General features: G+C 37.0%; 11 protein-coding genes. All 11 read right to left on the bottom strand.

Annotation, left to right across the window (positions count from 1 at the left end):
- Positions 1 to 62: 62 nt before the first annotated feature.
- Entirely contained in the window at positions 63 to 1,415 is a 1,353-nt protein-coding gene (gene murD, locus MHH73_RS09080) for a UDP-N-acetylmuramoyl-L-alanine--D-glutamate ligase (RefSeq protein ID WP_341066285.1), read from the bottom strand.
- On the bottom strand, positions 1,415 to 2,389 hold the full coding sequence (mraY, locus tag MHH73_RS09075; protein ID WP_191812690.1) for a phospho-N-acetylmuramoyl-pentapeptide-transferase: 975 nt from the start codon (positions 2,387 to 2,389) through the stop codon (positions 1,415 to 1,417). Before mraY ends, murD begins: the two co-directional genes overlap by 1 nt.
- 118 nt (positions 2,390 to 2,507) lie before the next feature.
- Positions 2,508 to 3,986 (bottom strand): UDP-N-acetylmuramoyl-L-alanyl-D-glutamate--2,6-diaminopimelate ligase, encoded by a 1,479-nt coding sequence (locus MHH73_RS09070; protein WP_191812390.1) that lies wholly within the window; start codon positions 3,984 to 3,986, stop codon positions 2,508 to 2,510.
- Between the two features lie 296 nt (positions 3,987 to 4,282).
- Entirely contained in the window at positions 4,283 to 6,229 is a 1,947-nt protein-coding gene (locus MHH73_RS09065; RefSeq protein WP_341066283.1) for a stage V sporulation protein D, read from the bottom strand.
- Positions 6,230 to 6,312: 83 nt separating this feature from the next.
- Entirely contained in the window at positions 6,313 to 8,550 is a 2,238-nt protein-coding gene (locus MHH73_RS09060; RefSeq protein ID WP_341066281.1) for a penicillin-binding protein, read from the bottom strand.
- Entirely contained in the window at positions 8,550 to 8,912 is a 363-nt protein-coding gene (ftsL, locus tag MHH73_RS09055; protein ID WP_095369620.1) for a cell division protein FtsL, read from the bottom strand. Before ftsL ends, MHH73_RS09060 begins: the two co-directional genes overlap by 1 nt.
- 30 nt (positions 8,913 to 8,942) lie before the next feature.
- Positions 8,943 to 9,875, bottom strand: coding sequence for a 16S rRNA (cytosine(1402)-N(4))-methyltransferase RsmH (gene rsmH / locus MHH73_RS09050; RefSeq protein WP_191812396.1), 933 nt, complete (start codon positions 9,873 to 9,875; stop codon positions 8,943 to 8,945).
- A 72-nt stretch (positions 9,876 to 9,947) separates the two neighbouring features.
- Entirely contained in the window at positions 9,948 to 10,379 is a 432-nt protein-coding gene (mraZ, locus tag MHH73_RS09045) for a division/cell wall cluster transcriptional repressor MraZ (RefSeq protein ID WP_191812398.1), read from the bottom strand.
- A gap of 384 nt (positions 10,380 to 10,763) precedes the next feature.
- Positions 10,764 to 12,398, bottom strand: coding sequence for a bacillithiol biosynthesis cysteine-adding enzyme BshC (gene bshC / locus MHH73_RS09040; RefSeq protein ID WP_191812400.1), 1,635 nt, complete (start codon positions 12,396 to 12,398; stop codon positions 10,764 to 10,766).
- Between the two features lie 164 nt (positions 12,399 to 12,562).
- On the bottom strand, positions 12,563 to 12,952 hold the full coding sequence (locus MHH73_RS09035) for a DUF3397 domain-containing protein (RefSeq protein WP_191812402.1): 390 nt from the start codon (positions 12,950 to 12,952) through the stop codon (positions 12,563 to 12,565).
- Entirely contained in the window at positions 12,949 to 13,848 is a 900-nt protein-coding gene (locus MHH73_RS09030; RefSeq protein WP_191812404.1) for a 2-dehydropantoate 2-reductase, read from the bottom strand. The genes MHH73_RS09035 and MHH73_RS09030 overlap by 4 nt, the downstream gene beginning before the upstream one ends.
- Positions 13,849 to 13,946 lie beyond the last annotated feature (98 nt).

Here is a 13,946-nt window from a genome sequence, read left to right as displayed (position 1 = left end):
TCTACCGAACATAATCAAGCTTAGCTCAAGAATAGAATCATTTGAACCGGCAGACAAGCCCTTTACTTAAGCTTATGCACCGCTTCTATAAAAATGTCTCCTCTTACTTCAAAAGTTTTATATTGATCCCAACTTGCACAAGCAGGTGAAAGTAAGATAATATCTCCTTCTTTTGAAAGGTCAAAAGCCAGTGGCACAGCATCTTCCACATTATTGGCATGTACAATGCTTTTTATCCCCGCATGAGCAGCAGCAGCAGCAATTTTTTCAGCTGTCTCTCCGAAAGTGACGACCGCTTTCACATTTGTTAATGCTGGTATAAGCTCATCAAAGGAATTGCCACGATCAAGTCCACCAGCTAGAAGAACTATAGACTGGTCAAATGCAGCCAATGCTTTCGTTGTCGCTAAAATATTTGTTGCTTTTGAATCATTATAAAACCGTCTTTTATGCTTTTCACCAACGAACTGTAGACGGTGAGCTACGCCTTGAAAAGTCGTTAATACTTGATAGATAGCTTCATTACCAATACCGGATAATTTGGCAGCAATGATACTTGATAGAATATTTTCTAAGTTATGTGCCCCCGGGAGAACAATATCAGCTATAGATATAATTGCTTCCTCATTAAAGTAAATGATGCCGCCTTTGACATATCCACCTTTATCCAACGTTTTTGTGGTTGAAAACGGGATGATCGTCGCTTTTGAATGAGCAGCTACTTCCATCACTGCCTCTTGATCAGCATTTACTATGAAGTAATCTTCCTTCGTTTGGTTTTTCGTGATATTCGCTTTTGCACTAATATAATCTTTCATTGTGCCATGATAATCAATATGAGCTTCATAAAGATTGGTTAAAATAGCTATTTTCGGGCGAAATGCTTCAATACCCATTAATTGAAAAGAAGACAACTCAATAATAATTGTATCTTCCTTCTTCGCGTTTTCCGCAACGATAGATGAGACCTTTCCGATGTTACCCGCAATAAGCGAAGACTTTTGAGCAGCTTGAAAGATTTCATTAATGAGCGTTGTCGTTGTTGTCTTGCCATTTGTACCAGTAATGGCAACAAATGGCGCTTGGGATATTTGATAAGCAAGTTCTACTTCCGTAATAACCGGCAACCCTCTATCAATCGCCCCTTGGACAATAGGATTACTATACGGAATGCCAGGGTTTTTCACAACATATTCAAACCCTTCATCAAGCAAGGCTACTGGGTGGCTTCCACAAATCACAGTGATACCTTGCTCTAACAAGCTTTGAGCCTCCGGGTTTTCATCTAATGGTTTATAGTCATTTACGGTTACAAAAGCACCTAACTTATGTAGTAGTGATGCCGCTCCGACACCACTTTTAGCAAGGCCTAACACGAGTATTTTTTTATGATGATAATGATTGACTGTTTTCATTACATCCACACCTCTACATAGATTCCGAGAATGGCACAAAGTAGGCCTACTGTCCAAAATGTCACAACTACGCGCCACTCTGACCACCCTACAAGCTCGTAGTGATGATGTAGTGGACTCATTTTAAATACACGTTTACCAGTTGTCTTGAATGATGCTACTTGAATAATCACTGATAATGTTTCAATTACAAATACGAAACCTATGATTAATAAAATCAGTTCAAACTTAGTCATAATAGCAATCGCTGCAATGGCTCCACCCAATGCAAGTGATCCTGTATCACCCATAAACACTTTCGCTGGATGTGCATTGAATACAAGAAATCCAAGAAGCGCGCCAACAACTGCTACTGAAAACACTGATACTTCAAATAAAGATTGACTCCAAGCAAGGACGGCAAATGCTCCAAATGCGATGGCTGCTGTCCCACTAACCAATCCATCTAACCCGTCTGTTAAGTTCACAGCATTTGAAAATCCAACGAGCCAAAAGATTATAAATAATGCATAGCCCCATCCTAAATCAATGGAAAAATCGGTTAAAGGAATCGATACTTCCGTACTAAAACCTGTTTGTTTTAACACGATGAAGAATATTATGGAAATAATAATCTGTCCAATTAGTTTTTGCAATGAAGTTAAACCTAAGTTTCTTTTCATGACTACTTTTATAAAGTCATCTAAGAACCCTAATAAACCAAACCCTAAAGTAACGAGCAACAGCAAATAGGTGGTACTTGTCGGTCCTTCAAATTTAGCTGTCATAATAAGTGTACTTAATGTGATTGAAAATAAAATCATTAAGCCACCCATTGTAGGTGTTCCTGTTTTCTTCAGGTGGGATTTTGGCCCTTCTTCTCTTATGCTTTGACCAAATTTAAGTCTCCTTAGAAAAGGTATGAACAAAGGAGAAATGAGAACGGTAATTAAAAAACCTAGAATAATTGTAAATAATATCACTTGTTCCATCATCATTGTTCACAACCTTTAGCGGGTATTGAGAATTGTTTTACTTGTTTTCTTCTTAATCGTTTTATCATATATTCTAAACCTTTCAATCAATCATTCATAATCATGATATTTTTTATTGTCACTTACTACTTGCTATCTTTTGTTCAATGGCTTCCTTTGCTACTAATCGGTCATCAAAATCAAAATGTTCATGACCAATTATTTGATATGTTTCATGCCCTTTACCTGCAATTAGTATGCAATCCCCAGGTTCTGCCTGATTCACTGCATATTGAATCGCCTCTTTACGGTCAATAATTGAAACAAAAGATTCGTTTTTCACACCAGCTTCCATATCTTTTAAAATACTTTCAGGGTTCTCGGTACGGGGATTATCAGATGTAAATATAGCATCTGTACTATGTTTACAAGTAATTTGAGCCATTAAAGGCCTTTTCGTACGATCTCTATCTCCTCCACAGCCGACAACAGTAAAGATTCTTTTCTTTGCTAATTGTTGCACTGTTTTTAAGGCATTCTCTAAACTATCCGGCGTGTGAGAGTAATCGACAATAACAGTGAAATCTTGATGAGCATCTACTGTTTCGAATCTTCCTGCAACGCCAGCTACACTTTCAACGGACTGGATAATTTGCTCCATAGAAATATTAGAAGCAAAAGCTGCAGCAATACTTGCCAATACATTATACACACTAAATTTTCCTATTAACTGAATATGAAGAGAATAGCTGCCGTTGGGACTATCTAAATCAAAAGTGGTCCCCGAAGCATTCATTTCTATATTTCTTGCCCGAAAATCCGCATCTCGATCGATTCCATATGTAAGAATATATGCGGAAGTTGATTTTTCATAATCATATGACGCTGGATCATCTACGTTCAAGACAGCATATTTTGCTCGATCATAATGATAGGCATTTCCTAGTTGTGCAAACAGAAGACCTTTCGCACGACGATATTCATCCATAGTATGGTGATAATCTAGATGGTCTTGCGTTAAATTTGTAAATACAGCTACATCAAAATCACAACCATGTACTCTGCCCTCATCTAATGAATGAGATGACACTTCCATCACTGCTGATGTGACACCAGAATCTTTCATTTGTTTAAATGTTCTCTGTAAAGTAAGACTCTCTGGCGTTGTGTTTTTAATTTCATATTTTTGCTGACCAATTTTAGTATACATTGTGCCCATTAGGCCCGTTTTTTGCCCAGCATCTGATAAAATTTTGTCAATAATATGAGTTGTCGTTGTTTTTCCATTTGTACCTGTCACACCTATTAAGTGTAACTGTTGACTTGGCTGCCCGTAAAATGCATCTGCCAATAAAGATAGCGCTCTTCTTGTACTCTTCACTACAATCACAGGTACTTTTAATGAGAGCTCTTTCTCAGCAATAACAGCTACTGCTCCTTTTTCAACAGCAGAAGCAGCAAAGTCATGACCATCAACTGTATAACCTTTTATACAAACAAATAAGCTACCTTCTTCTACTTTGCGGTTATCGTTTTCAATCGATTGAATATCAATATTTTCTACATCATTATATCGAAGGTAAGGTTGCAATTTTTGCAGCAACGTATGTAATTTCATGAAACTCCATTCCTCTCATACAAACTTCTCATAAAACATTTTTACGATCATTTTGTCTAACCTATGCGTTAAAGGTGATAGGCGTATAATATTTTACATGATTTAGCGATAATTTTCTATGAGTTTCTCATAATTGCCTCGTTTTATCGGTAGTTTTCTATAAAAATAAAGGCATTCGTTCTACAACTAGCCTTTTTTCATTCATTATACGCCATTTCCATCCTGCTAATCATTTGACTCAACTTCTGGCTACTTTGTTAGACATGAATTATTATAAACTTAGAAAAAGGCGGCTTTTAGTCGCCGCCTTTTTCTGAATCATCTTGCTGTTCATCATTGAAATAGAGTCGAATGGTTGAACCTTCTTTGATTTTTGTACCAGGAAGAGGCGATTGTTTCACAACCGTATCTCCTTGTCCACTAGCTTCAATTTGAAGGTTAATCATCATCTCACCTAACTCCAATTTTGTAATACCAACTAAATCAGGTACTTCTAAAAGCGGTGTATCTGGCCAAGCATACTCTTTTTCTACTTGATCTTTCCTAGGTTCAACTCCCATGGCACGTAAGCTATCACCAATAATGTTACCTACAATCGGAGCGGCTACAACTCCACCAAATTGGATTGTGCCTTTCGGGTTATCAACAGCTGTATAAACGACAATCTCAGGGTCATCAGCTGGTGCAAAACCAATAAAGGAAACGATATGGTTGTTTTCTAAATATTTACCACCTTGAGCCTTCTGAGCTGTTCCTGTCTTTCCACCTACTCTATATCCTTCAACAAACGCATTCTTACCTGATCCTTGAGCAACTACAGTTTCTAATGCTCTGCGAATTTCCGCTGATGTTTCTTTTGATATTACCTTTCTTTTCGCTTCCGGAGTTACTTGTTTTATGACCTCGTCTGTTTTAGAATCAACGATTTCTTTAGCAATATATGGTGTATACAATGTGCCACCGTTAATGGCGGCAGAAATGGCGGCAACTTGTTGAATGGGTGTGACTGATACTCCTTGACCAAATGCCGTTGTTGCTTGCTCTACTGGCCCTACCTTATCTAAGTTAAATAGTATTCCTGTAGATTCTCCTTGCAAGTCAATCCCCGTTTTTTCTCCAAAGCCAAAATCATGAATGTATTTAAATAAGGTTTCTTTCCCTAATCGTTCACCAAGATTAACGAAACCTGGGTTACAAGAATTTTGTACCACTTCTAAATACGATTGTGAACCATGTCCACCTTTTTTCCAACAGCGAAGCTTTGCTCCACCTACTTCGACATAACCCGGATCGTGAAAATGATCATGATCTAGATCAACTTTCCCCTCTTCCAATGCAGCTGCCAATGTAATTATTTTAAAAGTTGATCCTGGTTCGTACGAGCTCCAAATAGGTAAATTACGATTATACACATCTGCAGACACATTACGAAAATTAGCAGGGTCAAATGTCGGTCTACTAGACATTCCGAGAATTTCCCCCGTATTCGGATCCATTGCAATCGCTATTAACCCATCTGGATTATACTTAGCCTCAGCATTATCAAGTTCTCGCTCAATAATTGTTTGTACTTTCGTATCAACAGTTAACTTTAATGTATCACCGTCAACAGGTGCCTGATAGTCATCAGCCATATCATTCATTCTTTGCCCTTTTGCATTAGCATAAAACTTAACTGATCCTTTTTCTCCACTTAGTTCTTTATCGTAGTATAATTCTAGACCCATCAATCCTTGATTATCAACGCCAGCAAAACCAAGTACATGGGATAAATAATCGCCAAACGGATAATGCCTTTTAGAATCTTCACCGATATATACACCATCTATATTTAATGATCTTACTTCTTTTGCTTTTTCGTGGGTGATTTTCCGGCCACCAGTAATTCTTACACTCGATTTTTTCTCTGTAATTTCTTCAAATACTTTCTCTTTAGATAAATTAAGGGTAGCGGCTAACTTTTCAGCCGCATCGTCAGGCTCGAGAATTTGTCGCGGGACAACGTAAACCGTTGGCGCACTAACATTAGTAGCTAAAGCGACTCCATTCCGATCAACAATTTCTCCTCTTTCAGGCTCAAAAGGAATATTTCTACTCCATAATTCCTTTGCCCCATCTGTGAGAACATTTCCTATAAAAAATTGGACATAGCCCAAGCGAACATCAATAATTAAAAACACAAATAACCCAATAAATAATGCAGCAATTAATCTCTTTCGAACGGTTACATTAGATACACGCATAAATGGAACGAACCCTCCTTTTTTATCTGGCTCGTTCCATTTTATGCTTGTACATTATTTTTAGAACAGAAGCTCTTTAACTTCTACTGTTCGCTGGCACTTTTATCATCTTTCAGTTCTTCCCCCTCAGTATCGGAGGTTTTTTTTCCACTTTGTTGAAAATCAACAATTAAATATTCATCTTCTTTTATAGCGCTTCCTGGTGCTAGGTTTTGCTGAACTGCAAAACCGTTGCCGACACTGTTAAGCTTAAGATTAGTTAGTTTAACAAACTTCATCACATCTCTCATCGACCAACCAGTTAAATCTGGGACAGTAAGCTTCCCATCCGTTTTCAGAATAACTTTTTCACCTTCTAACACACTTTCTGTCGCAGCTGGTGATTGTTCAATAACTTTTTTCCCATCACCGATAATAATTGGCTGCAGTCTATTTTTCTCCAATGATTTTTTCGCTTCTTCAACAGACTTTCCTTCAAAATTCAACGCTTTACTCACTTGAAGCTTATCGTAGTCAGTAGGTTCAATACTTAAGTAACTTAAGCTATTCTTCATGACTGGTTTAAAAATTTCTGAAACAGGATCGCTACCTGTTTCTGTATTTTCAAGCTCAGGTTGCTGAACAGCCACATATACAAGTAATTCAGGGTCTTCAGCCGGTGCCATTCCTAAAAACGAGAACACATAATTTTCTCTCCCCGTTATATAGCCGCCACCTTCTTTTGGTATTTGAGCTGTTCCTGTTTTACCAGCTACTTTGTAACCATCAATTTGATAATGATTATGCCCTGTTCCATTCTCAGAAGAGACAACCGTTTCTAATACCTTTCTTACTTCCTTCGCTGTATTTTCAGAGATCGGTTGACCTTTTATTTCCTCTTTTGCTTCTTTTACCACTTTATCATTGTTCGGGTTAATGATCTCATTTATCACATGAGGCTGTTTCATAGACCCGTCACTGGCAATAGCAGTCGCCGCTTGTATTTGTTGGATGGGTGTAATGGCGGTTCCTTGACCATAAGCCGTTGTTACTTTTTCAAATGGCCATTCGTAAACAATTTTTCCCCCAGCTTCATTAGGCAAATCAATTCCGGTCGGTTCTTCAAAACCAAATTTCGTCAAGTATTCTCGATACGTTTCATAACCTAGTTGATCTTTCACCATTTTCGCTATCGCTACATTGGAGGAACGTTGAATACCTTCTAAATACGTAATTGCTCCCCATCCTTGTCCATTATTATGGTCTCTTACTGGTGGGGATTTTTCCGTCACTTTATACGTACCAGATTCAAACGTTGCATTAGGCGTAAACACCCCTTCCTCAATTGCTGCTGCTAACGTAAAAGCTTTCATTGTTGAACCTGGTTCAAACGAATCCTCAATAGCGAGATTACGCCATGTTTGGTCAATGCCTTCCCGTGTTTCCGGATTAAATGTAGGTCGTTGACTCATCGCAAGAATTTCGCCCGTTTTCGGGTCAGCAACAACAGCCACCATCTTTTCGGGGTCATACTTTTCACTCACTTTGCTCATTGCTTCTTCTAAAAATATTTGAATTTTATTATCGATAGTTAAGTATACATCATTTCCGTCTTCTGCTTTTTCTACAACCTCTTCACCATTTGGTAATAAGTAGCCCCAAATATCTTTTTCATAAGAAAACTTGCCATCTTTCCCTAACATTGCATCATTCAAACTCTTCTCTAAGCCCATAATTCCTTTGTCTTCTAGTTTTCCCTCTTCATCTTCGACAGAATCAACATAGCCGATAAGGTGAGAAGCAAAAGTTCCATTAGGGTAAAAACGAATGGTTTGCGGTTGAAAAACAATACCTGGCAATTCTAACTCTTCTATTTTCTTCTTTTGACTAACTGTTAATTTTTGACCGGCACGACCGAATTCAACCTGGAATAACTGTTCATCCTTCCCTCGCCTTTCATTGATCGTTAACCTTTCGTAGATTTCAGACTCTTCCATATCAATGACTTCAGCTAATTGCTTTGCCGTCTCATCTGGCTCCACAACATGTTTGGGATTATCTTTATTCTTGGTCATTTTTTCTGATAAGACGGCAACTAAAGTGTAAGCTGTACTATCTTCAGCAATGACATTGCCATTACGATCGTAAATTGTCCCGCGTTTAGATTCAATAGTTGTTGAACCTTGGTACAACTGTTCAGCTTGTGCAGCAATGACTTTACCACCCGCTTCACCAGTCACTTGAATGGAGATAAACCGGAAAAGCAAGACAAAAAAGAGCAGACTGAATATCATAAACAATATCGCTGCTCCAACATTCATATTTCTTTGCTTTTTATACATTACTCACCACCAACAACCTTTGGAGATTCATTCATTTCAAATCCAGATTTTTCAGCTGCTTGTTTTACACGGTCTGGACGACTTAATTCCTCAATTTGCATTTTTAAATCACTATTCACACTTTGCTGTTCAGTGATCGCTTTTTGCGTGTCTTGAATTTCCGCATTTACTTCATATAAACCTGCTTGATTTGAAATAATTGTTGTGGCGCCAAAGAAAACTGCGCCCGCAAATACAATACCCATTATTTTTTCTCCAGGCGAGAGCAATGATTTACGATCTTTTATTTTCTTTTTTGGCGCTTGAGCCGGCTGATTAGATACATGTTGTTCTTGCTGTAGTTTACGAGCTACATTCTCCATATTTCCCCTCCTGAATGTGTATCTTTTATTTTATATTTTTTCTATAATCCTGAGTTTAGCTGAACGAGATCGATTATTATGAGATAACTCCTCTTCAGATGGAATAATAGGTTTTCTGTTCACTAATTTCATCTTAGGTTGATATTCATCAGGAATAACTGGCAATCCCGGTGGTAGGTCTGGTGTTGAGCTGGCCTCTTTAAACGCCGCTTTACAAATACGATCTTCTAACGAGTGGAACGTAATTACGCTTACTCTTCCGCCACTTTTTAGCAAGCCCATCGCTTGCTCTAATGATTGCTCAAACACCCCTAATTCATCATTTACAGCAATGCGTATCGCTTGGAAAATCCGCTTAGCTGGATGACCCCCTTTTCTTCTAGCTGGGGCAGGTATGCCTTCCTTAATCAAATCTACTAATTCACCTGTTGTTTTTATCGGCGCTTTTTCTCTCGCTAACTCAATTTTCCTTGCAATTTGTTTAGAAAATTTTTCTTCACCATATTTAAAAAAGATTTTCACAAGTTCATTATATGACCAATGGTTGACAACATCATAGGCTGAGATCTCCGCTTGCTTGTCCATTCTCATATCGAGCGGAGCGTCATGATGATAACTAAAACCTCTTTCCGGTGTATCCAATTGCGGGGATGAAACACCTAAGTCATACAAAATACCATCCACTTCAGAAATCCCTCTTGCATTCAATTCTTCCTTTAAATGACTAAAATTACTTTTTACCAGTGTCACTTGCCCGCTGTACTTAGCAAGTTTCTCCTTCGCATTGTCAATTGCCGTTTCATCTTGGTCAAAAGAGAATAATCTTCCTTCACTTGAGAGCTGTGATAATAAATATTCACTATGCCCTGCTCCACCTAAAGTACAATCTACGTAAATCCCATTTTCTTTCACATTTAGTCCATCTACTGTCTCTTTTAAAAGTACTGTTGTATGATTAAACATTGTTGCTCATCCTTCCCAACCTGTAATCGTGTGTAAAAGTCCCCTTATGTATTCATTCGGGTTCAGCCTTGCTTAAATATCAAAGCCAATCATATTTTCTGCAATTTCAGCAAAAGATTCTTCTGACTCTGCAAAATATTCTTCCCAAAGGCTTCTACTCCAAATCTCAATTCGGTTGGAAACACCTAATACGACACATTCTTTGTCTAATTTTGCATATTGCATTAGTGGGGAAGCGATATTTACTCGTCCTTGTTTGTCAATTTCACATTCTGTTGCACCCGAGAAGAAGAATCGGGTAAAAGCGCGGGCGTCCTTTTTTGTCATGGGTAAAGCTTTTAGTTTCTCTTCAAGCTCTTTCCATTCTGTTAAGGGATAACCAAATAAACATTGATCCAAACCTCGTGTTAATACAAATATCTCTCCTAAGTTCTCACGAAATTTAGCGGGTACGATTAAGCGGCCCTTCGTATCAACATTATGATGGTATTCTCCCATAAACATACCCGCTTCACCCACTTTCTAACACAAATGTACCACATTCCCCCACTTTCCTCCACTATTTTAAATGATTCGCTTATGTCCAATAAATTCCTGCTGTTTTTTTACTTTTCAAATATTTTTCTTTCGCTATCTTTTTACAAAAATATTTGCTTTTTTCGGCTTATCTCTTTCAAAATGAATAAAGTTGAAAGAGAATTGTCAAAAGAAGATGTTTCTTTAGTCACACATTTTAAAAATCGACAAAGGCATATCAATTACGCCTAACTTAAAAAGATTCTCTTTGTTGTTCGCCTAGCCTTAAACTTCTTCCTGTACTTTGGCTGTTCTGCACAAAAAAAAGACTTAAACCCTCCTCTATATTGAGAAGGAATTAAGTCTTTTGCTTTATACCTTAATCACTTTATGCGTACCATCAAACGGTAGTTCCTGATCGAGAATTCGGGAGAAGAATGATAAACCGTACTTGTTGATAAAATAAAGTCCATTCCATACCCTTTCTTGTGGGTTACCGTCTGGTTTTACCGAAGATTGAATACGATCAAATTTCGAGAGTATATTTGTATATTTTTGCTCTGTCGATTGTTTAAATTTAGTTTGTATAAATGCAATTTGCTTTTGCACAAGTGCTTGATTCTTTTCTACGAGTGGGTACATACCCTTTTCTTGCTCTGAAGTATAAGTTAATAACTGTTTGTAAGAATCTTCTAGTTTCGCTTGTAATTCGTTTAAAATTTCATCTCGTTCTTTACTTTGGACGGATTGGAGAAACTGATCCTTTCGTTCTTCAGTGCCATTTATTAATACATCTTCTAATGATAATCCAAGCTCTTTCATTTCCGATTCAATTGCTCTCTCTAAAATCGTGAAATTCAAGCGTGGAACTAGTGGCGGCATTTTTAAAGAGAACTGCTCAAACACTTTTTGCAGTTCTGCCCAGTAGGCGATTTCCCCTGGTCCAGCAATAAACGCTAATGTAGGGAAAAGTAATTCCTGTGTTAAAGGTCTTGTAACAACATTATTACTCAATTTCTCAGGTGTTGTTTCAGCCATCATTAGCATTTCTTCTAATGTGAAGCTTATTTTAGCATCTGTATTTACAAACAATTGGGTTTGATGATTGTAATCAAGTAGGATTCTCTCTTTAAAAACTTCATCATAATAGAAGAGATTAGCAGCAGTTTCACTGATTTCTAACATCTTAGCATAACCATCAGCTTGTAATCTCTGTTGATTTTCAAGCACAGCTGTTGTCATTTTTGTCGCAGCTTTGATTTGCTCAGCTAATATGCCCTTTTCCAATTGTTTTAATTGCGCATTACCTGAATCAACCAATAACAGACCATGTTCTTTAAACATCCCCATAATTAAATGGGCGAATACGTCTACATATGTTTTCGATTGTTCTATAGCCTTATGGATGAACGACATAATATCTTTTGTAAATGCGGTTTCACCATATGACTCAATGATTTCGTCAACCCACTTGATACAAACATCTGAATCAATAGCGATATTTGATACCATCGTTTTATCATTCGGTGATTCTGGGTACACCTGCTTTTTCATTTGGTTGTTTTCACAACAATAAATATGGTTTACCTCTTGATAATCATGATCCTCACCAGCAATCCAAAAAACAGGTACAACAGGAACATTTAATTCCCGCTCTTTTTCCTTAGCAAAGGCAATGATAGAAATGACTTTATGTATGGAATAAAGTGGTCCAGTCATTATACCTGCCTGCTGCCCTCCAATAACAACTACACTTTTATCATCATTTAGTTTTTTAAGAGATTCTTGTACTTTCTCAGATGTTGGAAAGCTACTCATGAAATCACTTATATGACTTACTAGCTTATCTCGTGAAAAATTTCTCTGACCAAGTTCTTCTATACGTCTCTTTAAATCACTATTATGATTATAACGGTAGTGGAAGTATGGCTGAATTTTCTCATCTTGAGCAGTATACTCTGTTGCAAACCGATTAGTGGCCGGTATTGTGAGATGCAAAATCTCCATCTATGAACTTCCTTTCTAAACACATTTTCCAAGTATCTTTATGAGTATAGCATTGTCAGAAAAGAAAAGAAAAAAACTTTGCTTATGATGAGCTAGATTTTAACTTCTTTTGATTTCATCATTCATAATGATAATATATTTCCTTAGCCAACTAAAGAGCCTTTTTAAAATACCAAATAACTTATACTGTTAAAAATACCAATTACTATCAAAACACCGTAAGCAGTAAGAAAAAACAAAAAATTAATGCGCCAATATCCTTTGAACAATTTACTGTAATCGATTTCTTGCTTTACCCGCCAATAATACAAAAGATAAAGTATAGCAGTAGTAATAAGGAAAAGAAAAATCAACCAAATGTACGAACGATTCCAAATTGAAGCTATCATAAAGTGAACAGAGAGAATGAGCAACAATGTGGTAATATCAAGAGCTAGATGTACAGACTTCTTATGCTTTTTCGTCACTTGTTTACAAATGATAAAAACGAGCAAATACCCTAGAAATGGTATAGTAATAAATGTCGCAATCATCGAGGATAAAAATACACTCAATCGTTCTCCCCCTTTTTTTCCATCCCCTTGATCATAAAATAACAAGATGTTAATAATGGTACACTCTCTTGACTTTTTTTTGCTTGATTAAGACAATAACCAACAATGGAATCAACTTCTGTTTTCCTGCCTTCAACAATATCTTTGAACATAGATGAGTGATTATGAGCAGTCTTTCTACAAATTGATTCAACATATGTTTCGATCTCTTGACTCTCTTTAATTGAAAGCGCAGCTGTTACTTCTGTTAATAAGATTTTAAATACTTTAAAATAAGATGGGTCTTCAATTAGTAAGCCATTTCTTATCTTTAAAATTGCTGTCAAAGGGTTAATCACAGCATTGGCAACTAATTTCTTCAGCATGATTTCCTCATAGTTATGATAAAGCACAAACGGAAAATCTTCGCTATTAGCCACTACATTCGACAGTAGGGTGGGTTCAGCATTTTCCATTAAAGGAGCAAGCTTTGTTACCCCCATTCCCGTATGGTTCACTTCATTTTTATTTACCTTTAGTGCACCATGTTCTACTGTACCAATATAGACTTGTTGATTTTTTAACCGTTCGAGCTTTTCTAAATGACCCATACCATTTTGCAGAAAAATAAATACCGTTTTTGTATGTATGCTAAGAGTGGCAAGGAGTGGGTCAAGGTGATATTCTTTTACAGCAACAAAGGTAATCTCGTCTTGCCCTTTCCAATTATGTATATATTCAACATGAATACGTTCATTCCTCCGATTTTCTTTCGTATTTAAAAAGATACCTTCTAAGGAGATAATGTCCTTTTGCTCATCTGAACGCACATAAAGAGTAACCTCATGTTGTTGATTTAAATAAAAGGCATATAATAGTCCGATAGAACCTCCGCCAATAATCCCAATTTTCATCATTATCACTTCACTTACAATGTATTTAGTCTCATTTTAGCAAATTTCATTCTAGAAAGGTGAGACGATTCTTTTTTTCTTAAAAGTTTCATATATTTTTC

Source organism: Cytobacillus sp. FSL K6-0265, assembly GCF_038003465.1.
GTDB lineage: Bacteria > Bacillota > Bacilli > Bacillales > Cytobacillaceae > Cytobacillus > Cytobacillus stercorigallinarum.
Note: the sequence above shows the minus strand (reverse complement) of the source record. Positions and strands in the feature narration are given on the sequence as shown.

What these genes read in the sequence shown, in the direction of transcription:
- rsmH (WP_191812396.1), bottom strand. Translation starts at nt 9,875, where the DNA reads ATGTTTAATCATACAACAGTACTTTTAAAAGAGACAGTAGATGGACTA.
- murD (WP_341066285.1), bottom strand. Translation starts at nt 1,415, where the DNA reads ATGAAAACAGTCAATCATTATCATCATAAAAAAATACTCGTGTTAGGC.
- MHH73_RS09030 (WP_191812404.1), bottom strand. Translation starts at nt 13,848, where the DNA reads ATGATGAAAATTGGGATTATTGGCGGAGGTTCTATCGGACTATTATAT.
- mraY (WP_191812690.1), bottom strand. Translation starts at nt 2,389, where the DNA reads ATGATGGAACAAGTGATATTATTTACAATTATTCTAGGTTTTTTAATT.
- bshC (WP_191812400.1), bottom strand. Translation starts at nt 12,398, where the DNA reads ATGGAGATTTTGCATCTCACAATACCGGCCACTAATCGGTTTGCAACA.
- MHH73_RS09065 (WP_341066283.1), bottom strand. Translation starts at nt 6,229, where the DNA reads ATGCGTGTATCTAATGTAACCGTTCGAAAGAGATTAATTGCTGCATTA.
- ftsL (WP_095369620.1), bottom strand. Translation starts at nt 8,912, where the DNA reads ATGGAGAATGTAGCTCGTAAACTACAGCAAGAACAACATGTATCTAAT.
- mraZ (WP_191812398.1), bottom strand. Translation starts at nt 10,379, where the DNA reads ATGTTTATGGGAGAATACCATCATAATGTTGATACGAAGGGCCGCTTA.
- MHH73_RS09070 (WP_191812390.1), bottom strand. Translation starts at nt 3,986, where the DNA reads ATGAAATTACATACGTTGCTGCAAAAATTGCAACCTTACCTTCGATAT.
- MHH73_RS09060 (WP_341066281.1), bottom strand. Translation starts at nt 8,550, where the DNA reads ATGTATAAAAAGCAAAGAAATATGAATGTTGGAGCAGCGATATTGTTT.